At 66.4% G+C, this 23,865-nt stretch carries 21 protein-coding genes; 11 read left to right on the top strand and 10 right to left on the bottom strand.

Features of this window, described 5'->3' with window-relative positions; genetic code table 11:
- Positions 1 to 21 precede the first annotated feature (21 nt).
- Genes ACFTOW_RS01520 through ACFTOW_RS01545 form a run of 6 tightly spaced genes read left to right on the top strand, consistent with a single transcriptional unit; the run spans position 22 to position 5,593 of the window.
- On the top strand, positions 22 to 1,221 hold the full coding sequence (locus ACFTOW_RS01520; protein ID WP_379912375.1) for a toxic anion resistance protein: 1,200 nt from the start codon (positions 22 to 24) through the stop codon (positions 1,219 to 1,221).
- Between the two features lie 6 nt (positions 1,222 to 1,227).
- On the top strand, positions 1,228 to 2,187 hold the full coding sequence (locus ACFTOW_RS01525; RefSeq protein WP_379912377.1) for a DUF2927 domain-containing protein: 960 nt from the start codon (positions 1,228 to 1,230) through the stop codon (positions 2,185 to 2,187).
- 42 nt (positions 2,188 to 2,229) lie between these two features.
- On the top strand, positions 2,230 to 3,348 hold the full coding sequence (locus ACFTOW_RS01530; protein ID WP_379912379.1) for an SPFH domain-containing protein: 1,119 nt from the start codon (positions 2,230 to 2,232) through the stop codon (positions 3,346 to 3,348).
- Positions 3,345 to 3,779, top strand: a complete 435-nt coding sequence (locus ACFTOW_RS01535; protein ID WP_379912381.1) for a hypothetical protein — start codon at positions 3,345 to 3,347, stop codon at positions 3,777 to 3,779. The genes ACFTOW_RS01530 and ACFTOW_RS01535 overlap by 4 nt, the downstream gene beginning before the upstream one ends.
- 4 nt (positions 3,780 to 3,783) lie before the next feature.
- Entirely contained in the window at positions 3,784 to 4,905 is a 1,122-nt protein-coding gene (locus tag ACFTOW_RS01540) for a TFIIB-type zinc finger domain-containing protein (RefSeq protein ID WP_379912383.1), read from the top strand.
- Between the two features lie 10 nt (positions 4,906 to 4,915).
- Complete coding sequence (locus tag ACFTOW_RS01545) at positions 4,916 to 5,593, top strand: nitroreductase (protein ID WP_379912385.1); 678 nt, start codon at positions 4,916 to 4,918, stop codon at positions 5,591 to 5,593.
- A 112-nt stretch (positions 5,594 to 5,705) separates the two neighbouring features.
- On the opposite strand, the gene ACFTOW_RS01550 is transcribed toward ACFTOW_RS01545, so the two are convergent.
- Both ACFTOW_RS01550 and ACFTOW_RS01555 read right to left on the bottom strand, forming a co-directional pair.
- Entirely contained in the window at positions 5,706 to 6,848 is a 1,143-nt protein-coding gene (locus ACFTOW_RS01550; protein ID WP_379912387.1) for an alpha-D-ribose 1-methylphosphonate 5-triphosphate diphosphatase, read from the bottom strand.
- Positions 6,845 to 7,585 (bottom strand): alpha/beta hydrolase, encoded by a 741-nt coding sequence (locus ACFTOW_RS01555; RefSeq protein WP_379912389.1) that lies wholly within the window; start codon positions 7,583 to 7,585, stop codon positions 6,845 to 6,847. The genes ACFTOW_RS01550 and ACFTOW_RS01555 overlap by 4 nt, the downstream gene beginning before the upstream one ends.
- A 58-nt stretch (positions 7,586 to 7,643) precedes the next feature.
- On the opposite strand from ACFTOW_RS01555, the gene ACFTOW_RS01560 reads away from it, so the two are divergent.
- Complete coding sequence (locus ACFTOW_RS01560) at positions 7,644 to 8,084, top strand: NUDIX domain-containing protein (RefSeq protein WP_379912391.1); 441 nt, start codon at positions 7,644 to 7,646, stop codon at positions 8,082 to 8,084.
- On the opposite strand, the gene ACFTOW_RS01565 is transcribed toward ACFTOW_RS01560, so the two are convergent.
- The 3 genes from ACFTOW_RS01565 to ACFTOW_RS01575 all read right to left on the bottom strand — a co-directional run bounded on the left by ACFTOW_RS01565 (position 8,054) and on the right by ACFTOW_RS01575 (position 11,014).
- Positions 8,054 to 8,908: a DMT family transporter gene (locus ACFTOW_RS01565; protein ID WP_379912393.1), complete on the bottom strand. Its 855-nt coding sequence runs from the start codon at positions 8,906 to 8,908 to the stop codon at positions 8,054 to 8,056. The two genes, ACFTOW_RS01560 and ACFTOW_RS01565, sit on opposite strands and share 31 nt — an antisense overlap.
- Before the next feature lie 103 nt (positions 8,909 to 9,011).
- Positions 9,012 to 10,658, bottom strand: coding sequence for a chaperonin GroEL (gene groL / locus ACFTOW_RS01570; RefSeq protein WP_379912395.1), 1,647 nt, complete (start codon positions 10,656 to 10,658; stop codon positions 9,012 to 9,014).
- A gap of 68 nt (positions 10,659 to 10,726) precedes the next feature.
- Positions 10,727 to 11,014, bottom strand: a complete 288-nt coding sequence (locus ACFTOW_RS01575; protein WP_379912397.1) for a co-chaperone GroES — start codon at positions 11,012 to 11,014, stop codon at positions 10,727 to 10,729.
- Between the two features lie 213 nt (positions 11,015 to 11,227).
- On the opposite strand from ACFTOW_RS01575, the gene ACFTOW_RS01580 reads away from it, so the two are divergent.
- Positions 11,228 to 12,208 carry a TraB/GumN family protein gene (locus tag ACFTOW_RS01580; protein ID WP_379912399.1) on the top strand — a complete coding sequence of 327 codons (981 nt, stop codon included), beginning with the start codon at positions 11,228 to 11,230 and terminating at the stop codon, positions 12,206 to 12,208.
- An 18-nt stretch (positions 12,209 to 12,226) separates the two neighbouring features.
- Here the strand turns inward: ACFTOW_RS01580 and ACFTOW_RS01585 are convergent, their stop codons facing one another.
- Together ACFTOW_RS01585 and ACFTOW_RS01590 are read right to left on the bottom strand one after the other, a co-directional pair.
- A complete protein-coding gene (locus ACFTOW_RS01585; protein WP_379912401.1) occupies positions 12,227 to 12,646 on the bottom strand; it encodes a PACE efflux transporter in 420 nt (139 codons plus the stop codon).
- A gap of 76 nt (positions 12,647 to 12,722) precedes the next feature.
- A complete protein-coding gene (locus tag ACFTOW_RS01590) occupies positions 12,723 to 13,394 on the bottom strand; it encodes a DUF2161 domain-containing phosphodiesterase (protein ID WP_379912403.1) in 672 nt (223 codons plus the stop codon).
- Positions 13,395 to 13,517: 123 nt separating this feature from the next.
- Here ACFTOW_RS01590 and ACFTOW_RS01595 point away from each other — a divergent pair, with 123 nt between their 5' ends.
- Complete coding sequence (locus ACFTOW_RS01595; protein WP_379912405.1) at positions 13,518 to 14,432, top strand: manganese-dependent inorganic pyrophosphatase; 915 nt, start codon at positions 13,518 to 13,520, stop codon at positions 14,430 to 14,432.
- 229 nt (positions 14,433 to 14,661) lie between these two features.
- On the opposite strand, the gene dacB is transcribed toward ACFTOW_RS01595, so the two are convergent.
- Both dacB and ACFTOW_RS01605 read right to left on the bottom strand, forming a co-directional pair.
- On the bottom strand, positions 14,662 to 16,152 hold the full coding sequence (gene dacB, locus ACFTOW_RS01600; RefSeq protein WP_379912407.1) for a D-alanyl-D-alanine carboxypeptidase/D-alanyl-D-alanine endopeptidase: 1,491 nt from the start codon (positions 16,150 to 16,152) through the stop codon (positions 14,662 to 14,664).
- A gap of 68 nt (positions 16,153 to 16,220) precedes the next feature.
- Positions 16,221 to 16,874, bottom strand: coding sequence for a nicotinate-nucleotide adenylyltransferase (locus ACFTOW_RS01605; protein WP_379912409.1), 654 nt, complete (start codon positions 16,872 to 16,874; stop codon positions 16,221 to 16,223).
- A 124-nt stretch (positions 16,875 to 16,998) separates the two neighbouring features.
- Between ACFTOW_RS01605 and ACFTOW_RS01610 the strand changes: the two genes are divergently transcribed.
- Entirely contained in the window at positions 16,999 to 18,387 is a 1,389-nt protein-coding gene (locus ACFTOW_RS01610; protein ID WP_379912411.1) for a bifunctional enoyl-CoA hydratase/phosphate acetyltransferase, read from the top strand.
- Positions 18,387 to 19,559: an acetate/propionate family kinase gene (locus ACFTOW_RS01615; protein ID WP_379912413.1), complete on the top strand. Its 1,173-nt coding sequence runs from the start codon at positions 18,387 to 18,389 to the stop codon at positions 19,557 to 19,559. The genes ACFTOW_RS01610 and ACFTOW_RS01615 overlap by 1 nt, the downstream gene beginning before the upstream one ends.
- 27 nt (positions 19,560 to 19,586) lie before the next feature.
- On the opposite strand, the gene ACFTOW_RS01620 is transcribed toward ACFTOW_RS01615, so the two are convergent.
- Entirely contained in the window at positions 19,587 to 23,864 is a 4,278-nt protein-coding gene (locus ACFTOW_RS01620) for a translocation/assembly module TamB domain-containing protein (protein WP_379912415.1), read from the bottom strand.
- Position 23,865 lies beyond the last annotated feature (1 nt).

A 23,865-nucleotide genomic window follows, 5' to 3' on the forward strand; every position in this document is an offset into this window, starting at 1 on the left:
ACCGTAAGGGGAAAACCGACCATGTCGACAGAAACGCAGAAAAAGGCGCAGGACGCGCTGCCGCTGGTGGAAGAAGTGAACGCAGTTGTCCTGCCCGAACCGGGCCGCGCCGACGAGGTCGTGTCGCTGGAGCAGGCCGATCCGCAGGTCGGCAGCGAAATCCGCCGCCGCATGGACGAGATCGACATGGCCGACACCAACTCGATCGTCTCTTTCGGCTCGGCCGCGCAGGCGGAACTGCAGGAAATCAGCCAGTCCATGCTGCAGGGCGTGCGCAACAAGGATGTGGGACCCGCAGGCGACAGTCTGCGCGGGATCGTCACCACGATCCGGGGTTTTTCCGTCTCGGAACTGGATGTGCGCCGCGAGCGCAGCTGGTGGGAAAAGCTGCTGGGCCGCGCCGCCCCCTTTGCCAAGTTCACCGCCAAGTTCGAAGAGGTGCAGGGCCAGATCGACCGGATCACCGACGAGTTGCTGCGCCACGAGCATGTGCTGCTGAAAGACATCAAGTCGCTGGACATGCTGTATGAAAAGACGCTGGCGTTCTATGACGAGCTGGCGCTGTACATCTCGGCCGGCGAGGCCAAGCTGGCCGAACTGGACGGCACCACCATTCCCGCCAAGGAGGCCGAGGTTCAGGCCGCGCCGGAAAACGACCAGGTGATGAAGGCGCAGGAGCTGCGCGACCTGCGCGCCGCGCGCGACGATCTGGAGCGCCGGGTGCATGACCTCAAACTCACGCGGCAGGTGACGATGCAGTCGCTGCCCTCGATCCGGCTGGTGCAGGAGAACGACAAGTCGCTGGTGACCAAGATCAACAGCACGCTGGTCAACACCGTGCCCCTGTGGGAGACCCAGCTTGCACAGGCCGTCACGATCCAGCGCAGCGCCGAGGCCGCATCGGCGGTACGCGACGCCAACGACCTGACCAACGAGTTGCTGACCGCCAATGCCCAGAACCTGCGCGACAGCAACCGCATGATCCGTCAGGAGATGGAGCGCGGGGTGTTCGACATCGAAGCCGTCAAGCAGGCCAACGCCGACCTTATCGGCACAATCCAGGAATCGCTTCAGATCGCCGACGAGGGCAAGGCCCGCCGCGCCCAGGCCGAGGAAGAGCTGAAAAAGATGGAGGCGGAATTGCGCGACACCCTGTCCAGCGCAAAGGCGCGCAAGGATGGTGTGGGCGACAATGCCGGCACCGCCGTGCCGCAGGCCTGATACCTCATGCGGCGGACGGCTTCCATCTTCGCGCTGACAGGGGCCATGGCCCTTGTCGGCTGCACCGATGCAACGATGGCGCCGCCAACCTCGGCGCGCCCCGAACTGCGCCCGACGCCCGCCGCGATCACCGCACCCGTGCCGCCGCGCGCCGAGCCGTCCTCCGCCAGCGCCGCGCTCAGCACCTATTATGCGCGCGCGCAGGCCGATCTGCAGGCACGGGGCCTGCTGCGCACCGATGGCGGCAGGGTCGACACGCCCTTTGACGCCGAAACGCTGATCCGCAACTTCGAGACGCTGGCGTTTTATGACGAATACGAACGCGGTCGGGGTCTGACCCCGGCCCGCAACGTGTCGGGCAACCTGCGCCGCTGGGAAGATCCGGTGCGCATGACAATCGAGTTCGGTGCCAGCGTGCCGCCCGAACAGCGCACCGCCGACCGCGCGGTGATCAATGGCTACGCCGACCGGCTGGCGCGGGTCACCGGCCACCCGATCTCGACCGGGGCCGACGGCAACTTCTACGTGATGGTGCTGGGCGAGGACGACCGCGTCGCCGCCCTGCCCCGGATACAGTCCATCGTGCCCAACATGAACCCGGCGACGCTGCGGATCATCCGTGACATCCCGCGCTCGATCCATTGTCTGGTGATCGCGTTTTCCGACGTCGAGAACGATTTCGTCTATCGCAAGGCCATCGCCATCATGCGTGCCGAGCATCCCCCCCTGCTGCGCCGCTCCTGCGTGCACGAGGAACTGGCCCAGGGGCTGGGGCTGGCCAATGACAGCCCGCGCGCGCGCCCGTCGATCTTCAACGATGACGACGAATTCGCGCTGCTGACCACCCATGACGAAATGCTGCTGCAAATGCTCTATGACCCGCGCCTGACGCCCGGCATGACGCTGGATCAGGCACGCCCGATCTTTACCAGGATTGCACGCGAGCTGGCCGGCGGATCATCGTAGAAAACCAGCCCGACAGTGCGGGCGAAGGGAAAGGATTAACCAATGTCAATTTTCGATTTCCTCAGCGGTCAGTTCATTGACGTCATCCACTGGACCGACGACACCCGCGACACCATGGTCTGGCGGTTCGAGCGTCATGGCCACGAGATCAAGTATGGTGCCAAGCTGACCGTGCGCGAAGGCCAGTCGGCGGTGTTCATCCACGAGGGGCAGCTGGCCGACGTGTTCACCCCGGGCCTTTATATGCTTGAAACCAACAACATGCCGGTCATGACCAGCCTTCAGCACTGGGATCACGGGTTCAAGTCACCGTTCAAGTCGGAAATCTATTTCGTCAACACAACGCGGTTCACCGATCTGAAATGGGGCACCAAGAATCCGATCATGTGCCGCGATCCCGAATTCGGCCCGGTGCGGTTGCGCGCCTTCGGCACCTATGCGGTACGGGTGACGGATGCCGCGCGGTTCCTGACCGAGATCGTGGGCACCGACGGCGAGTTCACCATGGATGAAATCAGCTATCAGATCCGCAACATCATCGTGCACGAGTTTTCACGCACAATAGCGGGCAGCGGGATTCCCGTTCTGGACATGGCCGCCAACACCCGCGAACTGGGCAAGCTGGTCGCAACCGAGATCACCGCCAAGGTGGCCGAATACGGCCTGTCCATCCCCGAATTCTACATCGAGAACATCAGCCTGCCGCCTTCGGTCGAGCAGGCTCTGGACAAGCGCACCAGCATGGGTCTTGTGGGCGATCTGAACAAGTTCACGCAGTATTCCGCAGCCGAAGCCATGGCCAATGGCGGCGAGGCCGGGGCCGGCATGGGCGCGGGGCTTGGCATGGGCATGGGCATGGCGATGGCCAACCAGATGGCGCAGACCGGGCCTTGGGGCGCCGCCCCTGCCGCCGCCAGACCCGCAGCACAGCCCGCGCCACCGCCGCCGCCCGTCGAACACGTCTGGCACATCGCCGTCGGCGGCGAAACCAGGGGTCCGTTTTCCAAGGCCGACATGGGCAAAATGGCCAGCACCGGCGAGATGACCCGCGAAACCTTTGTGTGGACCCCCGGTCAGGACGGCTGGATGCGGGCCGAGGATGTGCAGGAACTGGCGCAGCTTTTCACCATCCTGCCGCCGCCGCCCCCGCCGGGTGCATGATGCGGGCCACCCGGCGACGCGGGACGATCTTGCTGCACTGGCTGGTCACGCTGGCGCTGATCCTGATGATGTCGGATGGCGCACGGTTCGCATGGCTCTTGTGGGGGTTCGTGCTGGCCTGTCTTGGCTTTGCGGCGGTCGGGCTGGTGTTCGGCCTGATGACGCGGCCCGGTCCGAAACTGACCGGGATCATCCGGGCGGCGCACCCGTGGCTGCACCGCGCGATGTACTGGCTGATGGCGGGCACCGCACTTGTGGTTGCAGCGGACGCTTTGGGCTATGCCACACCGGGCGTCACCGGCGCGCTGGCGCAGATGGTGCTCTTTTCCGCAGCCTCGCTTCATGCCATCTATCACCTGTGGCGCCACACTGCCCTGCGCGACAACGCCTTGCGCATCATAACCCCGCGCGCCCTGCACCGATACCTTTAGGCCCATGACCGACACCTCCACCCCCCCGTCCGTGTTCGAAGACCACCGCTTTCCCTGCGATCAATGCGGGTCGGACCTGCGGTTCAACCCCGACGCCGGGCAGCTGATCTGCGATCACTGCGGCCATACCGAAACCGTGGCCGACCCCGGCCCGTGGCAGGGTGGCATCCGCGAGCTGGATTTCGACACGGCCATCCGCAACCTGCTGCCCGCACAGGAGATCGAGGAAACCCGCGTCACCACCTGCCCAAGTTGCGCAGCACAGGTCGAATTCACCGGGGCCACCCACGCCAGGGAATGCCCGTTCTGCGCCACGCCCGTGGTGGCCGACACCGGCACCCATCGCCATATCAAGCCGCGCGGCGTTCTGCCCTTTGCGCTGGACGAGCGCGCCGCCCGACAGGCGATGACCGACTGGCTGGGCCGTCTGTGGTTCGCGCCCAATGGCTTGCAGGACTATGCCCGCAAGGGCCGCAAGATGGATGGCATCTATGTTCCCTACTGGACCTATGATGCCCAGACCCGCAGCGTCTATCGCGGCGAGCGTGGCACGGTTTATTATGTCACCCGCCATGTCACCGTGAACGGCAAACGGCAGGCCAAGCGCGAGATGCGGATCCGCTGGTCGCCTGCTTCGGGTCGCGTCGCGCGGTTTTTTGACGATGTGCTGGTGCTGGGATCGCGCAGCCTGCCCAAAAGCTTTACCGACGCGCTTGAACCCTGGGATCTGGCCGCGCTCGAACCGTATCAACCGCAGTTTCTCGCCGGTTTCCGGGCCGAGGGCTATACCGTCGATGTGCAGGAAGGGTTCGCCGAGGCGCGCCAGATCATGAACCGCATCATCGAACGCGACGTGCGGTTCGACATTGGCGGCGATCGCCAGCGCATCCATGACATCGCCACCGACGTCAGCGACGTGACCTTCAAGCATATCCTGCTGCCGGTCTGGCTGGCCGCCTACAAATACCGTGGCCAGACCTATCGCTTTGTGGTCAACGGCCGCACCGGCAAGGTGCAGGGCGAACGCCCGTGGTCGGCCTGGAAAATCGCCATCGCCGTGGTGCTGGGCCTGATCGTCGCCGGCGGCGTGGGCTACCTCATCGCGCTGAACGAGGGCGCATTGTGAAAGGACGGACATGACCGATCAACACGACACCCTGCTGGCCCTGTTGACCGAACGCCACTCCTGCCGCGCCTTCCGCCCCGATCCGGTGGATCATGCGACCATCGCACAGGTCGTGGCCACCGCGCAGCGCGTGCCAAGCTGGTGCAACGCCCAGCCCTGGCAGGTGACCATCACCGATCCCGCCGCCACCGCGCGGCTGTCCGCCGCCCTGCTGCACGCGGTCGACACCGACACGCCCAGACCCGATCTCGACTGGCCCGTGCGCTATACCGGCGTCTATCAGGAGCGTCGCCGCACCTGCGGTTTCCAGCTCTACGACTCGCTTGGCATCGCGCGCGACGATCGCGGCGCCCGCACCGCGCAGATGCTGGAAAACTACCGCTTCTTCGGCGCGCCCCACGTCGCCATCATCACGTCCGAGGCCGATCTGGGGGCGTATGGCGCGATGGACAGCGGCGGTTTCGTCGCCGCCTTCACCCTTGCCGCCAAGGCGCTGGGGCTGGCCACGATCCCGCAGGCCGCCATCGCCGCCTACGCCCCCACCGTGCGCGCCGAACTGGCCATCCCCGACACCCGCCTGATCCTCTGCGCAATCGCCCTTGGCCATGCCGATCCCGACCACCCGGCCAACGCCTTTCGCACCGAACGCGCCGCCCCGGATCAGGTCATCGACTGGGTCGCGCAGTAGCCCCCTTCACCCCGGGTCAAGGTTCACGCGCGCCCGGTCCCTTCATCTTGCCGGAAAAACTCCCGCGCGGCGCGCTCCCGAAACGCACCACCCGCGCAACGCCCGCGCACACTCACTCCGCCGCCAAAAGCGCAGCCGCCCCGACCCCGCTGGCATGGGTCACGCGGCCGCCAGCCACGGTCAGACACACCCGGCCCGCCGCGTCCAGCACCACCAGATCGGCGCGCAGCCCCGGGGCGATCCGCCCTCGGTCGGCCAGCCCCAGCAACCGCGCAGGCCCGTCGGACACCAGCGCCCATGCGGCAGGCCAACCGATCCGGCCCGCCAACCGCTGCGCCGCCACCAGGGGCGCGGCATAGACGTAATCGGACGCCAGCGCATCACACAGCCCCGCGACCACAAGATCGCTGGCTGACACGTTGCCCGCATGGCTGCCGCCGCGCATCACGTTGGGCGCGCCCAGCACGATCCCGTCGCCACCCGTCCGTGCCTCTTGCGCCGCATCGACCGTTTCGGGAAATTCCGACAGGCGCACGCCCCGGTCGCGCCAGACGTTGCGCGTGGCGGCATCGCCGTCATCGTGGCTGCCCAGCACCACGCCCCGCGCCGCCAGCCGCGCGGCCAGACCCGCCACCGCCTGCGGCACCTGCGCGCGCTGCGCATGCAACCCCTGCATCAGCGCCAGATAGACCTCGGGGTTGCGCCCGGATTTCAGCGCCTGCCCGGTCAGGCGCGGCGGGCGCTTGTCCTGCGACAGCGCCTCGTGCGGCAGATGGTCGTTGAACACCACCTGATGCACGCCGAACCGTGCCACCGTGTCCTCGAAAGCGGCGTAATCCTCCAGCAGATGCGTCTCGAACCGCAACTGCGCGCGCATGTCGGTGCCGGTGCCGCGATATGCCTTCAGCGCCGCAAGGAAACGCAGCGCAAAGTCCCGCCCGCGCAGCCCGCCTTCCCAGCTCCAGAACTGCGCCAGCATCGCAGTGGTGATGCCATTGGCGGCCAGTTCCGCCTCGACCCCGGCCAGACCAAAGCCCAGATCGGTCATCGCACCGCGCCGCGGGGCCAGATGCCGTTCAAACCCGTCGCCATGCATGTCTATGATACCGGGCAACACCTTGCAGCCCGGCAGCGCCACCTGCCGCCCCAGCAGCGCATCCGCGATCACGCCCCCGGACACAGCCACCGGCCCGGCGTCCAGCGCCCCGTCGCGCAGCACCTGCGCCCCGGTCAGGGTAAACTCACCCGCGCTCATGGCTGCTCGGCTATCGCCTCGACAGCCTCGCCCATGGTCATTTCCGGATCAAACACCCCGTGTTCCAGAAAATGCAGCACTTCGGCGATCACCAGCGGGCTGTTCATCATGAAGGTATGGGTGACCGGCAGCACGATGTGATCGGCCATCCCCGACACCATGGTCGAGTCGACCGACACCTTGCCATCATCGGGTCCGTCGATCATGGCCGAGAAAAACGGGTTGAGCGAACGGTCCCCCGCAATCACCCCAAGGTCGAAATCCACCCGCGGCAATTGCGCTGGCATCCCTTGGTCATCACTGCGCAACTGATGCCCCGCAGGCCCGCCGAACCGGTCAAAGGCCGCCATCTCGCTCAGCTCGTCCACGATCTGCGAGCCATGGTTGGGGGGCGCCAGCATCACGACCCGGCCCAGATGCTCGGGTCGGTTGGCCATCAGCCAATAACGCGTCAGGATACCGCCCATCGAATGGGTCACGATATGCACCCGCTCGTCGCCACAGGCGGCCACCGCCTTTGGCAGGGTGTTGACCGCAAGGTTGGCAATCGTCTCTTCGGTCGAGGGATACCCGGGATTGACCACCTGATAGCCTTGCCGCTCCAGCGCCTGTTGCATCACGGCGAACGACACCTGCGTCCGCGCCAGCCCGTGCAGCAGGACCACGCAATCGGCCAGCGTCGGTGCTGGCGCTAGCAGGGACAGGATAAGGCACAGACGTTTCACAAGGCGTTTCATGGCGCCGGGATACTGCTAAACCGGTCCCGGCAAAAGCCCCGATCAAAGGAATCCGCCCTTGACCAGCCCCCGCCTTGCCGTGCGCGCCATCATCCTGCACGAAAACCGCCTGCTGATGGTCAATGCCTATGGCGGCGGCCGGTCCGATCTGTGGTGCGCGCCGGGCGGCGGGGTGGACCGCGGGGCGTCACTGCCCGACAACCTTGCGCGCGAGGTGTTCGAGGAAACCGGCCTGACCGTCGCCGTGAACACACCTTGCCTTGTGAACGAATTTCACGACCCCGGCGGCACGTTTCACCAGGTCGACGTGTATTTTCGTTGCACCATCACCACCGGCACCATCACGCCCGATTGGCAGGACCCCGAAGGCATCGTGACCCAGCGGCGATTTTTCACCCGCGAACAGATGGCGGGCATCCGCTTCAAACCCGACAGCCTGCCCGATGTGGCCTGGGGTGCGGGGCTGCTTTACGACCCTTTGGAACCCATCGTGATCTGACCGCGCCGCAGCACCCCCAGCGCCACACCGCCCAGAACCAGCGCCGCGGCCAGCGCGAACCGCGCCGTCAACGGCTCGTCCAGCAGCAAGCCGCCGCCTGCCTGCGCGATCACCGGCACGGTCAGTTGCGCCAGCGCCGCAGTGCTGGCGGCAATCTGCGGCAGCACCCTGTACCACAGCGCATACCCCAGACCCGAGGTGACCGCCCCCGAAACGATGGCCAGAATCGCCCCGCGCGTCGTCATCCCATCGGGCAGCAGCGCAAACAGCAGCAGCCCCGCCGGCACTGCCAGCGCGAAATTCCACGCCGTATCGGCCAGCGGATCGGTCACGCTGCGCCCGCGCAACGAATAGACGCCCCACCCCACGCCCGCCAGCAGCATCAGCGCAGCACCCGTCAGATCCGGCGCGCTGCCCCCCTGCGGCCAGACCAGCACCGCCAGACCGGCCAGCGCCAGCACCGCACCGGCATAACGGCGGGGCGGCACGACCTCGGCCCGCATCAGCGCGCCTGCGAACATCGTGACCTGCACCATGCCGAACAGGATCAGCGCGCCCATCCCGGCATCAAGCCAGCGATAGGCCAGCGAAAACCCAACCACGTAAACCGCCAGCGCCGTCGCCCCGCCGGGGGCCAGCACTGGACGCAACCGCCGCCCGTCCCGCAGGGACAGCAGCACCAGCAGCATCACCGCCCCCGCCACCAGCCGCACAGCGGCGAATAACGACGGCCCGGCGTCCCCCGCTGCCACCGCCATACGGTTCAGGACAGAGTTGCCCGCAAAGGCCAGCATCGTCAGGCAGATCAGCAAAAACAGTCGCATGCCCGCCTGTGTGGCGTCGCCCTGCGCCAAAGGCAATCACAAACGAAAAGGGCCGCCCCCCAAAGGGAACGGCCCGAATTGTCGCGCAAAGTGCTGCGGATGATTACATCATGCCGCCCATGCCGCCCATGTCGGGCATGCCGCCACCGGCGCCGCCAGCGCCTTCTTTCTGCGGCTTGTCGGCGATCATCGCCTCGGTGGTGATCAGCAGGCCCGCAACCGAAGATGCGTCCTGAAGTGCCTGACGCACGACCTTGGCCGGATCGATCACGCCGAACTTGAACATGTCGCCATATTCTTCGGTCTGCGCGTTGTAGCCGAACTTGAGGTCTTCGCTTTCGCGGATCTTGCCTGCAACGACAGACCCGTCGACACCGGCGTTCTCGGCTATCTGGCGCAGCGGTGCTTCGAGCGCCAGGCGCACGATGGCGATACCGCGGCTCTGGTCGGCGTTGGCGCCTTCCAGACCGGCCAGTTTCTTGCCAGCCTGAACCAGGGCCACACCACCGCCGACGACGATGCCTTCCTGAACCGCAGCGCGGGTCGCGTTCAGCGCGTCATCGACGCGATCCTTGCGCTCTTTCACTTCGGTTTCGGTCATGCCACCGACGCGGATCACGGCAACACCGCCGGCCAGCTTGGCCACGCGTTCCTGCAGCTTTTCCTTGTCGTAGTCGCTGGTGGTCTCTTCGATCTGGGTGCGGATCTGGGCCACGCGGGACTCGATCTCGGACTTCTCGCCAGCGCCATCGACGATGGTGGTCTCGTCCTTGTTGATCGTGACCTTCTTGGCAGTGCCAAGCATGTCCATGGTGACGCTTTCCAGCTTCATGCCCAGGTCATCGCTGATCACCTGACCGCCGGTCAGGATAGCGATATCCTGCAGCATCGCCTTGCGGCGATCGCCAAAGCCGGGGGCCTTGACCGCTGCGATCTTCAGACCGCCGCGCAGCTTGTTGACAACCAGGGTCGCCAGTGCCTCGCCTTCGACATCTTCCGCGATGATCAGCAGCGGCTTCTGGCTCTGGATCACCTGCTCAAGCAGCGGCACCATCGGCTGAAGGCTCGACAGCTTCTTCTCGTGCAGCAGGATCAGGCAGTCTTCCAGCTCGGCGACCATTTTGTCGGGGTTGGTCACGAAATAGGGCGACAGGTAGCCACGGTCGAACTGCATCCCCTCGACCACGTCGGTCTCGGTTTCCAGACCTTTGTTTTCTTCGACGGTGATGACACCCTCGTTGCCGACCTTCTGCATCGCATCAGCGATCTGACGGCCGATTTCGGCCTCACCGTTGGCAGAGATCGTGCCGACCTGTGCGACTTCTTCCGAGTTCTCGACCTTGCGGGCGGCGGCCTGGATGTGCTCGACAACCTTCGAGGTGGCCAGATCGATGCCGCGCTTGAGATCCATCGGGTTCATGCCGGCGGCAACCGCCTTCATGCCTTCCTTGACGATGGCCTGGGCCAGAACCGTCGCGGTGGTGGTGCCGTCGCCGGCCTCGTCATTGGTGCGGCTGGCGACTTCTTTCACCATTTGCGCGCCCATGTTCTCGAACTTGTCTTCCAGTTCGATTTCCTTGGCGACCGACACACCGTCCTTGGTGATGCGGGGCGAGCCGAACGACTTGTCCAGCACGACATTGCGGCCCTTGGGGCCCAGCGTGACCTTCACGGCATCGGCAAGGGTGTTCACACCCTTGAGCATGCGGTTGCGGGCATCTGTACTAAATTTTACGTCCTTGGCAGACATGTTTGTCTCTCCTGAACTTGAGTTTCTGCGGGAAAAGCGGGTCTTGGGTCAGCCTGTGGCGCGATGGCTCAGGCGATGATTCCCATGATGTCGCTTTCCTTCATGATCAGCATTTCCTGACCGTCGATGGTGACTTCGGTGCCCGACCACTTGCCGAACAGCACCTTGTCGCCTTCCTTGACGTCCAGTGCGATGCGGTCGCCGTCGTCGTCCTTGGCGCCTGCGCCAACGGCCACGATAATGCCTTCCGCCGGCTTTTCTTTTGCCGTCTCGGGAATGATCAGGCCGCCTGCGGTTTTTTCTTCGCCTTCAACGCGGCGAACCAGCACGCGGTCATGAAGCGGTGTAAATGCCATCTCTGAGGCTCCTTGGCTCAAAGTTTCCTTTATGACCTCCCGCTCTCCGAGAGGTCGTTATCACTCAGTCATGCCGAGTGCTAACGAGGCACAGTTAGGCAATTGCGTTTTTGAAGTCAACAGCCCCGGCGCAGGCCCGCGCAAAAATTTCCTGCCAAGTTGAACCGGACCCGCCCCGCCCCTAGCTAAGGTGCAGCAGCGAAAGGACAGCCCATGCGGTTTTTGATTGGTTTTCTGATGTTTATCGGGCTGACCGGCCCGGCCTTGGCGCAATGCGAAGGCCGCGACCTCATCGCCGACCTGCCTGCCGACGAGCGCAGCGCACTGGACGCCGCCGTAGCGGGCACGCCTTATCCCCAAGGGCTGCTGTGGCAGGCCACGCGGGGCGAAACGCGCATGGTCATCTTCGGTACCTACCACATCCGCCATGACCTGACCGAAGCGCATCTAGAGGCGCTGCGCCCCCATCTGGCCGCCGCAGATGTCGCGTTCTTCGAAATGAATCTTGCCGACAAGGCCCTTGCGCAGACCGCCTTCGCCAGCGAACCCGACCTCATGTTCATCACCGACGGCCCCACCCTGCCCGACCTGCTGCCCGAAGATGAATGGCAGTTGTTCAAGCGCCAGATGGAGGCACGCGGCTTTCCGGGCTTCATGGCCGCCAAGATGAAACCGATCTGGGGCACGATGATGCTGGGAATCGGCCCCTGCCAAGCCCAGAGCGGCGCGATGCAGGCCACCGGCATCGACGAGGCGCTGGCCACGGCCGCCGCCGATCTGGACGTGCCCGACCGCTCGCTTGAGGACTGGCGCACGGTGATGACCCTGACCGACGCCTTTGACAGCGACCAGCAGATCGAGATGCTGCGCCTGTCCTTCGCCTTCGCCGATCAGGCCGACGATCTGCAGCATACCCTGCTGCAACGCTATCTGGCAGGCGAGGTCGCGCTGATCTGGGAATACTCGCGCAAACTGTCGCTGGAACAGGGCGGCCCGACCGCAATAGAGGATTTCGCCCTGTTCGAAGACCTGCTGCTGACCCAACGCAACACCGCCTGGGTGGACCTGCTGCTGGACCAGCCGGGTGACATCTTCGTCGCCGCCGGGGCCGCACACCTGCCCGGCGAAACCGGCGTTCTGAACCTGCTGGAGCAAGAGGGGTTCGCAATCGAACGGTTGCCGTTTGATCCCTGACAGGCCCGGCACGCACCGCTAGGCACCTTCGGGCAGCGGAAACACCCGGTCATAGGCCAGATTGAAGACAAAGGCGTAGATCAAGTAAAAAACGACAAAGGACAGGTCCATCACAAAGGCCTGCCAAAGCCCGATTCCCAGATACCACGCAAAGAACGGCAGCGTGGCGATCAGCAGTCCGCATTCGAACAGCACCGCGTGCACAACCCGCAGGCCATAGGTCTTGTGCACGGTGCCGCGCAACCGCTTCATCACCCGATCGAACCAGATGTTGTAGACATAGTTCCATGCCGTTGCCGCGCTGGACGCGACAAGGGCGACAACCCCGATATCCTTGGCGCTCATCCCGAACCCGGCTGCCCCCAATGGCACGACAAGTGCAAGTCCGATGATTTCAAAGCTGATTGCGTGGCGAATGCGGTCTTGTCTGTTGCGCATGGCTATCCCTCTCTGGATCGCCGGGCCGTCCCGAAATGATACCCTGATGGGGGAGGCCGTCCTCGCATCGCGCAACCTAGGTCCGGGGCGGTGCCTTGTCCATGCCCGGGCGCGCTTGCGTCACAGTCGCGCCCACCTCGGTCAGCTCATACACACCCGGACGCACGCGCCGGAACCAGCCATAATGATTGTCCGCCATGATCCGCGTTGCATTGGGCACGCCCGTGGCCCGCGCCACCTCGGCCCCCTTGGCGGGCCCCTGCGCCAGATGCAACGCCACCCGCTCGGCATCCTGCCGATAGGCGGTCATCACCGCCCCGCGCGTGCCACCAAGGTTTGGATCCCCTTGCAGTCGCTTGAAATCGTGCAGCAGCCGCGCCGCCTTGTCCGCCCGTTTGCGCGGAGCATAGGGCCCGGGATCGGCATGCACCTCGACCGCCCCGTCGCGCAACCGCACCGTCAGCACCCCCAGGCCCAACCGCCGGCACAGCCGGATGTTGGCCTGCAATGCCTTGTGGCTTGCGCGCCCGGTCCGGCGGGGCACACAGACATAGACGGCCTCGGCCACCGCCAGCCGCTCGCACGCCTGATGCAGCAGCGTCAGCGAGAACTGCGCCTTCAACTCGACCACCAGCGGCACGCCATCCCGCACCGCCAGCACGTCCACACCGCCGACCTCGGCCTTCACCTCGTAGCCCAATCGCTCAAGCCACGCCTTGACCGGCGCGTACAGATCGGTTTCCGCCACCCACACCCCCCCGTTGATGCATTTCCGCCATGCGCGCCCGTTTCGCTGCATCGCAGCAGGTGACAAGCGCACGGCCCGGCCCTATAAGGCCCGCGAAATCCGACATTGAAAAGGGCACCCGCCATGACCACGCTTGTTTTCGGCCACAAATCCCCCGACACCGATTCCACCGGCTCGCCGCTGATCTGGGCCTGGTATCTGACCGAGGTTCAGGGCCAGAAGGCCGAGGCCGTCCTGCTGGGCGAACCCAACACCGAGGCCGCCTTTGTACTGAACCGCTGGGATTGCCCCAAGCCGCGCATCGTGACCGAGATCGCCGACGGCACCCCCGCCGTGATCGTCGACACAAACAATCCGGCCGAGCTGCCCGCAAACGTCAACGCGCTGGACGTGACCGCGATCATCGACCATCACAAGCTCGTCGGCGGGCTGGAAACCAAGGGTCCGATCGACATCACAATTCGCCCGTTGGCCTGCACCGCGACCATCATGCACGACCTGATGGGCGACACGGCCCTGCCCGACCAGATCAAGGGGCTGATGCTGTCGTGCATCCTGTCCGACACTCTGGAATTCCGCAGCCCCACCACCACCGAGCATGACCGCGCCGTGGCCGAGAAACTGGCCGCCGATCTGGGCATCGACATCGCCGCCTACGCGTCCGAGCTGTTCGAGGCGAAATCCGACATCTCGGCCTTTGCCGACGCCGAGCTGCTGCGCATGGACTCCAAGGAGTACGAGGTCGCCGGCACGAAATTCCGCGTCTCGGTGCTGGAAACCACCGCGCCCAAGCTGGTGCTGGACCGCAAGGACAGCCTGATGGCGTCGATGGTCGATGTGGCCGCGCAGGATGGCGTCGATCAGGTGCTGCTGTTCGTCGTCGACATCCTGAACGAAGAGGCCACGCTGCTGGTCCCCAACGATCTGGTCAAGACACTGGCCGAGAAAAGCTTTGCCGCCACCGTCACCGGCGACACCGTGGTGCTGCCGGGCGTGATGAGCCGCAAGAAACAGATCATCCCGGTCCTGACGATGTGATCCTGTTCGGCTGGATGCGCGCAAAGGGGCACCGCTCGCGGTGCCCTTTTCGTTTGGAACATACAGGGGTCCAACCCAGGCAACCGGCTCGCCCGCGCGCAACAAAGGCACCGCAGCAAGCGCAGTCCGTACATCAACGGGGAACCGTTGGGCTCAGGTCAAACTGCACCTTGCAGCCCACCAGATCAGTCCCGTTGCCCGACCGGACGCTGGCTGGCCGCGCAGCGGCCTATGTGCCGTACAGCGCGCCCCAACGCTCGATCAGCGCCTGTTGCAGCTCCTTTGATCGCCTGTTCCACGGACGCGCGCCCTCGGGGCGTTCCCGCTGGGCGCGGGGGATGCCGGCGCGGGTTTCGGTGTCGGCGGTGAAAATCGCGAATGCCAGTTCGCTGCCATCCTTGGTCGTCATGTAGCCCGCCAGCGCGCTGACAAAATTCAGCGTACCGGTCTTGGCGTCCACGGTGATCGGATGAGAGCTGTCGGGCCGCCCCTGCGCATCGCGCAGGGCAATCGGTCGCAGGATCGGGCGCAGAACCGTGTTCTGTCCCGCCTTGGTCAGCGCGGTGACCATCGCTTGCGGGCTGACGCGCGAGGCGTCCCCCAGACCCGAATGATCGACCAGCGCCGCCCCGGTCATGCCAAGGTTTGCCTCGGCCCAGCCGCTCATCCGGGTCGCCGAGGCGCGCAGGCTGTCGACCTTGCCGCCTCCGGCCTGACTGGCCGCGATACCGACCATCTCGGCTGTCAGGTTGGTGGAATAGCGCAGCACCTCGCGCAGAATCTCGCGCAGCGGGGCGCTGTCATGGCGGGCCAGCACCGTGCCGCCTGGCTGGGTGTCTGTCTCGGTCTCTGCCGTCAGAACGATGCCCTGCGCCCGGGCAAAGCCGCGAAACACCTCGCCTGCATACAGTGCGGGGCGTCGCACCGGCAACCAGCGTGCCCCGCCATTGCCCAGTGCCCCGCGTGCCACCGTCCAGTCATCCCGCCCGTCCGTGTCGGCATATGTGTAGACCGGCGCATCGCGCGCCACCACCTGCATCCGGGCGACCTGCACTTCGGGGCGGTAGCGGTCGGATCGCGCATCCATCGTCACGCCATAGTCCGAGCCCTGGCGCTTCCACTCGAAATGCACGCGGTTGTAGTTCAGCGCCAGCCCCGACACCGCGGGGTTATAGCCCACGTGCGCGGGCTGACCCGGGTCGATCTCGCGCGCAAACGGCATCGCGCCGCCCCAGACCAGAAACCTGCCCCGGACCTCGCGCAGGCCTGTGGCCTTGATCTGCGCCGCCAGATCGGCCAGCGCGTTGGTGTCCAGCGTCGGATCGCCCCCGCCCGCCAGCACCAGATCGCCGTCCAGGATGCCGTCCTGCACCGGGCCCACCGCGATCACCCGGGTTTCGAACCGATGCGCAGGCCCCAGCCGGTCCAGCGCATAGAGCGCGGTTACCGCCTTGGCCACGCTGGCCGGCGGCAGGGCCGTCTCTGCTGACCGCCCCTCCAGCATCAGGCCGGTGCGGGCATCCGCAACGGCATAGCCCACCGCACCGCCCAGCCGCGCCTGCGCGATCAGGCTTTCGGCATCTGGCACCGTGCTGGTCCGGAAATTGCCGGGCCGCAACGCCGGTCGCAACGAGGATGCGGGCGGATCGGCCCAGGCAGGCGTACCCGCAAGGGCCGCCGCACCGATCAGGAAATGCCGTCTGGAAAGAGCTTTCGTCATGGTCCGAACCCTAGACATGTCACGCGCCCGCACACAAGCGCGCGGCCTTCACTTTTTGACGCAGATCGCTACCTTGTCCATCCCCCGGATTTCCGGATGCCGCTGGAAGAGATATCGACCATCGGCACATTCAGGAAACACCAGCGCGGCGCAGACCCGCTGGCCAACAGCCCTGACGCCCGTGCAGGCAGTTTCGCCGCGCGGTAGATCCGCGCCGCCTTGGACGCGCGCGCCGAAATCCGCTGCCCCGGGCGCGCCAGCACGCCCACCGGCACGCTCTGCATGATCTGTTGCCAATCCTGCCAGCGATCCAGTTGCGCCAAATTGTCCGCCCCCATCAGCCAGACGAACCGCACACCGGGATAAAGCCGCCGCAGCGCGCGCAGCGTCTGCGCAGTATAGCGCGTGCCGATCCGGGCCTCGATATCCGTGATCGCCACGCGCGGATGATCCATCACCGCCCGCGCCCGTGCGATCCGCCGCGCCATGTCTGCCGGGCCTTGTGCCTTTAACGGATTGCCGGGGCTGATCACCCACCACACCGCATCAAGACCGAACCGCCGCAGCGCCTCGCGCGTGATATGGGCATGGCCTTCGTGGGCGGGATCGAACGACCCGCCCAGCAGGCCCACCACCTGCCCCGCCCGCGCCTGCGGCAGGTCATGCCTTGCCAAACCCGTCTGCCCTGTCACGCAACGCCCCCCTTCGGTCGGCGCGGACATTGGCAGATCACCCCGCCGCTGCCAACACCCGGCGTCACACCGGCGTCATGGAAATCCGAAACGGTGAAACGCGTGACATCCGCGCGCCCAGCCGCTACCGCTATGCCAAACCACCGGAGACGCCATGCATATCGAGAACCGCACCTTTGACGAATTGCAGCCCGGCGACAGCCGCGAATTGCGCCGCCTGTGCACACAGGACGATCTGCTGGTCTTTGCCAATGTCTCGGGCAACCACAACCCCATGCATATCTACAACCTCGACGGCGACGGCGACGGCACGCCCGAGGCGGTGGCACCGGGCATGTTCGTGGGCGCGCTGGTTTCGGCGGTGATCGGCAATCTGCTGCCGGGGGCCGGCACGCTGTATCGCGCGCAAAGTCTTGTGTTCCACGCCCGCGCCCATGCCGACGACGAACTGGTCAGCCGTGTCACCGTCACCGACAAGAACGAATCCACCCATACCGTGACACTGGCGACCGAGGTGCGGCGCGTGTCCGACGACGCGCTGATCCTGTCCGGCGTGGCCGAGGTCGAGGCCCCGCGCCACAAGCTGAGCTACTCCAGCCACGACCTGCCGGGCCTGATCGTGCAGCGCCACCGCCATTTCGAAAAGCTGCTGAAACAGGCCGAGGGCCTGGCCCTCCTGATCACCGCTGTCGTCTGCCCCGAGGACCCCAACTCGCTGGGCGGCGCTCTGCTGGCGCGCGACCACACGCTGATCACGCCGATCCTTGTGGGCGATGCGGGCAAGATCGCCCTGACCGCGCAGGATATGGGCGCGGATCTGACCGGTGTCGAGATCATCGACATTCCCGATCACGCCGCCGCCGCGCGCCATGCCGTGGCCCTTGTGGGTCAGGGACGCGCGCAGGCGCTGATGAAGGGGCACCTGCACACAGATCAATTGCTGCGCGCGATCATCGACAAGTCCGCCGGCCTGCGCACCGGTCGCCGCCTGACCCATGCCTTCGTGATGGATGTGCCGGGGCTGGCGCATCCGTTGCTGGTGACAGATGCCGCCATCAACATCGCCCCCGACCTGAAAACCAAGGTCGACATCGTGCAGAATGCCATCGACCTCGCCCGCTCCATCGGGATCGAGCAGCCCAAGGTCGGCGTGCTGTCGGCGGTCGAAACCGTCAACCCCGACCTGCCGTCGTCGATAGATGCCGCGCTGCTGTCCAAGATGGCCGAGCGCGGGCAGATCACCGGCGGGCTGGTCGATGGCCCGCTGGCAATGGATAACGCGGTGGATATCGCCGCTGCCCGCACCAAGGGGCTGACCTCGCCAGTTGCGGGCCGGGCCGAGGTGCTGGTGGTGCCCAACATCGATGCGGGCAACATGCTGGCCAAGCAACTGGCCTTCATCAGCCACGCCGAGGCGGCGGGGCTGGTGCTGGGCGCATCGGTGCCGATCATCCTGAATTCACGCTCGGACGACGACATGGCGCGGCTGGCGTCCTGCGCTGTGGCTGCCTTGCATCACCAGCGGCTGACCGGGGGCGCGTGATGGCGCATGTGCTGGTTCTGAACGCGGGTTCATCCTCGCTCAAGTTCGGGCTGTTCACCGCGCAGGCCGAGCCGGAGCCGCTGGCAACCGGACTGGTCGACCGCATCGGCGGCGCGGCGCGTCTGGTGCTGAAGGATGCACAGGGCAAGCCGCTGCACGATGCCGACCTGCCGTCCGATCAGGCGCGCGACCACCACGGCGCCTTGCAGGCCGCGCTGGCGCAGATCGAGGCACGCTTTGCCGATGCGCAGGTGCAGGCGGTGGGGCACCGGATTGTCCATGGCGGGCAGCACTTTGCCGATCCGGTCGAGCTGACCCCGGATGTGATGACCAAACTGCACACGCTGGTGCCCTTCGCGCCGCTGCACCAGCCCCACAATCTGGCGGGGGTGCAGGCGGCGATGGCCGAATTTCCGCAGGCGCGGCAGGTGGCCTGCTTCGACACCGCCTTTCACCGCAGCCACCCGTTTGTGAACGATACCTTCGCCCTGCCGCGCAGCTATTATGACAAGGGCGTGCGCCGATATGGCTTTCACGGGCTCAGCTATGACTACATCTCGGGCAGGCTGGCACAGATGGCCCCGTCGATCCATGCGGGTCGGGTGGTGGTGGCGCATCTGGGCAACGGCGCGTCGATGTGCGGGATGCTGGCAGGCCGCTCGCTGGCCTCGACCATGGGGTTTTCCGCGCTCGACGGTCTGCCCATGGGCACCCGCTCGGGGCAGCTTGACCCCGGTGTGATGCTGTACATGTTGCAGCAGGAGGGGCTGGGCGCGTCTGACATCTCGGACCTGCTGTACAAGCGATCCGGCCTGCTGGGGCTGTCGGGGGTCAGCCACGACATGCGCACGCTTCTGGCCTCGGATGATCCGCATGCCGGGCAGGCGATCGACTATTTCACCTTTCGCATCCGGCGCGAACTGGGGGCCATGGCCGCCGCGCTTGAGGGGCTGGATGCGGTCGTGTTTACCGGCGGAATCGGCGAAAACGCCGCTCCCATCCGCCACGCCGTCTGCACCGGCATGCGCTGGATCGGGATCGACCTGGACGAGGCCGCCAATGCCGCCAATGCCACGGTGATCAGCACCGGTCACAGCCGCGTTCGCGTCATGGTCATCCCAACGAACGAAGAGCTGATCATCGCCCGCGCCGCGGCTGCCAACCCTGCTTGACAGCCCGGATACAGGCGCGGCGCAACCTCAGTAATCGCGCTCGAAGTACACCCCGATCCCGGTGTCGCCGTCCGACCGCAACCGGCCGCGTACCGTCACGCTTGGACTGACCTCGAGGTTCAGGTTGATCTCGGTCTCGCCCGTGCCATTCACCACCACGTCGGAATAGATGTTTTCCGACAGGTACTTGCCCGCACGCGCCTGCACCGTGCCATCCGCATCCGTGCTGACATCCAGATCGTCCAGCGACAGCGATTCCCGCAGCTGCCCGGTGAGCCCGGCCCCGCCACGCCCCGACAGGGTGCGCAGCGCGTTGGCCAGCCGCAGCGCCTGCAACGGCGAGATCTCGGTAAGGTCGCGCCCGAACAGCAGCAGCGACAGGATCTCGTCCTCGGGCAGGCTGGGCACCGAACTCAGCAGAAGTTCCGGGGCGCTGGCCAGCCCTTCCAGCCCCAGGGTGACACTTGCATTCGTGGTCTGGGTGGTGGCCGAGAACCGCAGATAGGGATCGAAACTGCCTTGCAGGTTCACGAAACCCTCGTCCAGCACCAGCCGTTGACCCAGGATGTCAAACCGCCCACGGACCAGTTCGAACCGGCCCTGCGGCACCAGATCGGCGGTGGTGCCCAGCAGCCGCAACTGCCCGCCCAGTTCCGCATCCAGACCCCGCCCGCGCACGAAGATGCGCGAGGGCGCGCGGATCGTCAGGTCGATCGGAAAGGCGGGCCCGCGCGCCGCGCGCCGCCCGTCGCCCGGTTGTTCGACCAGCCCCGCCCATTGCCGCACGCGCCGGACCTCGGCGGGTTCGTTGACATGGCGCAGCCCCGGCAGATCGGCAAAGCTGGCCCCGGACGAGGCCGGAATCCGCAGTTCCGCCGGGCCAAGGTCGATCACCCCGGCGATCCGCGCCCCACCGGTCAACGGCCCGCGCAGAGTTATTGTGCCATCGGCGGTCGTCTCGAACAGCCGCGCCTGACGCAGGCCCAGATTCTGGGCCTGCACCGCCAGATCGGCGTTGAAGGGCGCGCTCAGCCCGGTGGTGCCCGTCACCTGCAGGCGCCCGCCCGAGGATACGTTTGTGCCGGCCTCAATCCGCGCCTGCCCCCCGGACAGGTCGATACGTGCATTGATCGCTTCCAGCGCCAGCGCCAGATTGGGCAGGGCAAACCGTGCATCCGACGTCTCTATCCGCCCCGACAGTGACGACAGCGCCAGCGGCCCCGACAGCCGCAGGTCATAGGTCGCGATGCCATTGACCGCGCGCGGGCTCAGCCGCGCATTGGCCAGCGCCAGCGGCACGCGCCCGTTCAGCGCCAGATCGGCACGGCTGAAATCGGCGGCCAGCGTGCCGCTTGTCGCCAGCGTCGTGCCGCCCGATGCCGTGCCGTCCACATCCACCCGCCAGGTGCCGTTGTCACGCCGCGCCGTGCCTTCGATCGTCACCGGCCCGGACAGTTCGGGGGCCAGCAGCCCACCGTTGCGCAGGCGCAGGCTGGCGGTCAGGCTGTCACCCTGCGGGCCGCTTGTGCCATCCACCTGCCCGCTCAGTTCGGGCAGGGACAGGCGCGCGTTCTCGACCGTCACCCGGCCTTCGGCATTGCGCGTGACGCGTGTGGTCAACTGGCCTTCGCCGCGCAGGATGCTGTCGGCAATCGGCAGGTTGATCGACGGGCTTTGCGTGCGCAGCGTCAGATCGACAGATCCGGCAAGCTCTTCGATCGCCAGCGAAATATCCGCATCCGCCGCAATGGACCCGCCCAGCCGCCGGCCCGCCAGTGTCGAATAGGCCGACAGCGCGCCCACCTGCGCGCGAAGCTGCCCGGCCAGTTGCGCGGCGCTGTCCAGATCGGTGAGACGGCCTTGCCAGTTCACCTCGGTCTGCCCCGGCAGGGTGGCATCAGCAGTCAGGTCCCATTCGGTATCGGTGCCACTGCCCTGCGCCGTCAGGCTGGCCGGCCCTTCAAGGCCCGGCGCGACCATCGAAACCTCGGCCAGACGCGCGTTCAGATCAAAGCTGCCACCCTCGTCGCCGACCCGTCCGTCTCCCGTGATCGTGGCGTGATCGGTGGTGATGTTCAGTCGATCGACCTGCACACCCGAAGCGTCGCGCTGTACGCGTGCCTCCAGCCGCCCGTTCCCCGCCAGCAGAGGATCAACCTGCGGCTGGTCCAGCGCCAGATCGGTCGTATCCGCCTCCAGATCAACCCGCCCGGTCATGTCCGACAGCGCCAGCGCCACATCGGCGCGGGCAGTGATGGCCCCGCCAAGATCGCGCCCCACCAGCGAGGAAAAGTCCGACAGTGCGCCCAGTTGCACGCGCGCCTCGCCCGCCAGTCGCGGGGCGCTGTCCAGATCGCTCAGCTGTCCCTGCCAGTTCAGCGCGGCCTGCCCCGGCAGGCTGGCCTCGGCGATCAGGTCAACCGTTGCATAGGTGCCGCTGCCCTGTGCCGTCAGCGTGGCCGGCCCCTGCAGTTCGGGCGCAACCAGCGCGACATCATCCACGCGCGTGTCCAGGCCGAATTCGACATCCTCCTCGCGCAGCTCTGCGTCGCCGGTGATGGTGGCGTGATCGGTGGCGATGCGCAGCCCTTCGACGCGGGTGCCCGTCGTCCCGCGCACCACGCGCAGCGACAGTTGCCCCTCGCCCGCCAGCAGCGGGTCGACCTGCGGCTGATCCAGCGCCAAATCAGTGGTGCCGCCGTCGAACCGCAGGTCCACCAGCCCCGACACCGGGGCCAGATCGCCGGTGACGGCCAGCCGTGCAGCCCCTGTCAGCGGCACCCCGGCCAAGGGGGCAAAGCGCGACAGATCCTGCGCCGCCAGCGTCATGTCGACATCGGCCAGCAGGTCCAGGCCTTCCTCTGGCTGGTCCAGCGTCACCGCGCCGGTCAACCCGTAATCAGCCCCGCTCAGATCGATCTCGGACAGGCGCAGCGGGCTGCCATCGGTCCAGTCAAACGCCATCCGCCCCGACAGCGCATCGCCCACGGCGGTCGAAAGACGCGGGTCGGGCAGATAGATCCCGTCGACACTTACCTGCAACTGGCCATCCACCGCGCCGTCGTCGGTGCCCTGCGGAATGATGATCCGGCCGCCCGCGTTAAGCGCCAGCGAGTCCAGCGCGGTGCCGTCGGCCTGCACCACCTGCCGTGCCTCGGTGCGGAATTCCCATGCGTCATCCGCCGCACGGTCGTATTGCAGCGACAGGTCGGCGCTGGCCAGTTCGGTGCCCCCCTCGCCCAGCGGCACGCGCACCGGGTCGCCGTCAGGGTCGACAATCTGGCCGGTCAGGTCCAGCAGCCGGGGCCAGCCATCGGCCCCGATCGCCCCGCTGCCAGTCAGCGTGATGCTGCGGGCGCGCAGATCCAGCGATTCAAGCACCTGTTCGCCATCGGGGAACGTCGCCGCGCGCAGGCTCAGCGCGATGTCAGGCCCAAAGAAAGGGCGGTACTGCGGGGCAAACACCGGCGCGATATCCCCGCCCACATCGGCGTTGACGCGGCGCGTCGTGCCGTCCTCATCGGTCTCGGTTGCCAAGGTGACGGTGCCGGCCAGCCGGTCCTCGCCATCCGTGGCAAGGCGGATATCGGCCTGAAAGTCATCGATCGGATCGTTGCCGGTGACCTGTAACAGGATCGCGGGCTGGCCCGGCAGGTCCAGCAGGTTGGCCACGATGCCATCTTCGCCCTCTTCCACCCGCAGGTCCAGCGCCAGGTCGCGGCTGGCATTGTCATAGCTGCCGGTCAGCGCGATCTCGCCCTGCCTGTCATCGATCCGCTCGAGGCTCAGCTCGGCCGTGCCGCTGCCGCCGGACAGCTGGCCGGTGCCCGCCAGCCGCATGACCGCATCCTGACCCAGAAGGTCTGCCCCCAGTTCGACACGGTCCAGCGCCAGGTTGCCGATATTGATCGCCACTGGCAGGTCAGGCAGGGAAAAGGCGCTGCCGCTGGCCGCGGGTGCCGGGGCCTCGGGGTCGGCGATGGGCGCGCGCGGGATGATCAGCGCCTCGGCCGAAAGCTCGGCCACCTCCAGCCGCCCCGCCAGCAAAGCTCCGCGGTTCCAGTCCAGAACGGCCCCGCGCAGGGTCAGCCACACGCCCTCGCTGTCGGCGATGGTCAGCTCGTCGATCGTGGCGCGGCCCGAAAGGGCACCGGAAAAGCCAACGATGCGAATATCGCGCCCGGTGGCCGACAGGTTGTCCTCAAGAAACGCCTGCAGGATGCCCCGGTCGCGCTCGGAGTTCTGTGCCAGCGCCGGCATGGGCAAAAGCCAGGCTGCCAGCATCATCACGGCGACCACGCGCATA

Origin of the sequence: Lacimonas salitolerans (assembly GCF_042677865.1) — a bacterium.
Lineage (GTDB): Bacteria > Pseudomonadota > Alphaproteobacteria > Rhodobacterales > Rhodobacteraceae > Lutimaribacter > Lutimaribacter salitolerans.

Excerpts from the sequence above, each read along its gene's own strand:
- ACFTOW_RS01520 (WP_379912375.1), top strand. The coding sequence starts at position 22 with ATGTCGACAGAAACGCAGAAAAAGGCGCAGGACGCGCTGCCGCTGGTG.
- ACFTOW_RS01525 (WP_379912377.1), top strand. The coding sequence starts at position 1,228 with ATGCGGCGGACGGCTTCCATCTTCGCGCTGACAGGGGCCATGGCCCTT.
- ACFTOW_RS01530 (WP_379912379.1), top strand. The coding sequence starts at position 2,230 with ATGTCAATTTTCGATTTCCTCAGCGGTCAGTTCATTGACGTCATCCAC.
- ACFTOW_RS01535 (WP_379912381.1), top strand. The coding sequence starts at position 3,345 with ATGATGCGGGCCACCCGGCGACGCGGGACGATCTTGCTGCACTGGCTG.
- ACFTOW_RS01540 (WP_379912383.1), top strand. The coding sequence starts at position 3,784 with ATGACCGACACCTCCACCCCCCCGTCCGTGTTCGAAGACCACCGCTTT.
- ACFTOW_RS01545 (WP_379912385.1), top strand. The coding sequence starts at position 4,916 with ATGACCGATCAACACGACACCCTGCTGGCCCTGTTGACCGAACGCCAC.
- ACFTOW_RS01550 (WP_379912387.1), bottom strand. The coding sequence starts at position 6,848 with ATGAGCGCGGGTGAGTTTACCCTGACCGGGGCGCAGGTGCTGCGCGAC.
- ACFTOW_RS01555 (WP_379912389.1), bottom strand. The coding sequence starts at position 7,585 with ATGAAACGCCTTGTGAAACGTCTGTGCCTTATCCTGTCCCTGCTAGCG.
- ACFTOW_RS01565 (WP_379912393.1), bottom strand. The coding sequence starts at position 8,908 with ATGCGACTGTTTTTGCTGATCTGCCTGACGATGCTGGCCTTTGCGGGC.
- groL (WP_379912395.1), bottom strand. The coding sequence starts at position 10,658 with ATGTCTGCCAAGGACGTAAAATTTAGTACAGATGCCCGCAACCGCATG.
- ACFTOW_RS01575 (WP_379912397.1), bottom strand. The coding sequence starts at position 11,014 with ATGGCATTTACACCGCTTCATGACCGCGTGCTGGTTCGCCGCGTTGAA.
- ACFTOW_RS01580 (WP_379912399.1), top strand. The coding sequence starts at position 11,228 with ATGCGGTTTTTGATTGGTTTTCTGATGTTTATCGGGCTGACCGGCCCG.
- ACFTOW_RS01585 (WP_379912401.1), bottom strand. The coding sequence starts at position 12,646 with ATGCGCAACAGACAAGACCGCATTCGCCACGCAATCAGCTTTGAAATC.
- ACFTOW_RS01595 (WP_379912405.1), top strand. The coding sequence starts at position 13,518 with ATGACCACGCTTGTTTTCGGCCACAAATCCCCCGACACCGATTCCACC.
- dacB (WP_379912407.1), bottom strand. The coding sequence starts at position 16,152 with ATGACGAAAGCTCTTTCCAGACGGCATTTCCTGATCGGTGCGGCGGCC.
- ACFTOW_RS01605 (WP_379912409.1), bottom strand. The coding sequence starts at position 16,874 with ATGTCCGCGCCGACCGAAGGGGGGCGTTGCGTGACAGGGCAGACGGGT.
- ACFTOW_RS01610 (WP_379912411.1), top strand. The coding sequence starts at position 16,999 with ATGCATATCGAGAACCGCACCTTTGACGAATTGCAGCCCGGCGACAGC.
- ACFTOW_RS01615 (WP_379912413.1), top strand. The coding sequence starts at position 18,387 with ATGGCGCATGTGCTGGTTCTGAACGCGGGTTCATCCTCGCTCAAGTTC.
- ACFTOW_RS01620 (WP_379912415.1), bottom strand. The coding sequence starts at position 23,864 with ATGCGCGTGGTCGCCGTGATGATGCTGGCAGCCTGGCTTTTGCCCATG.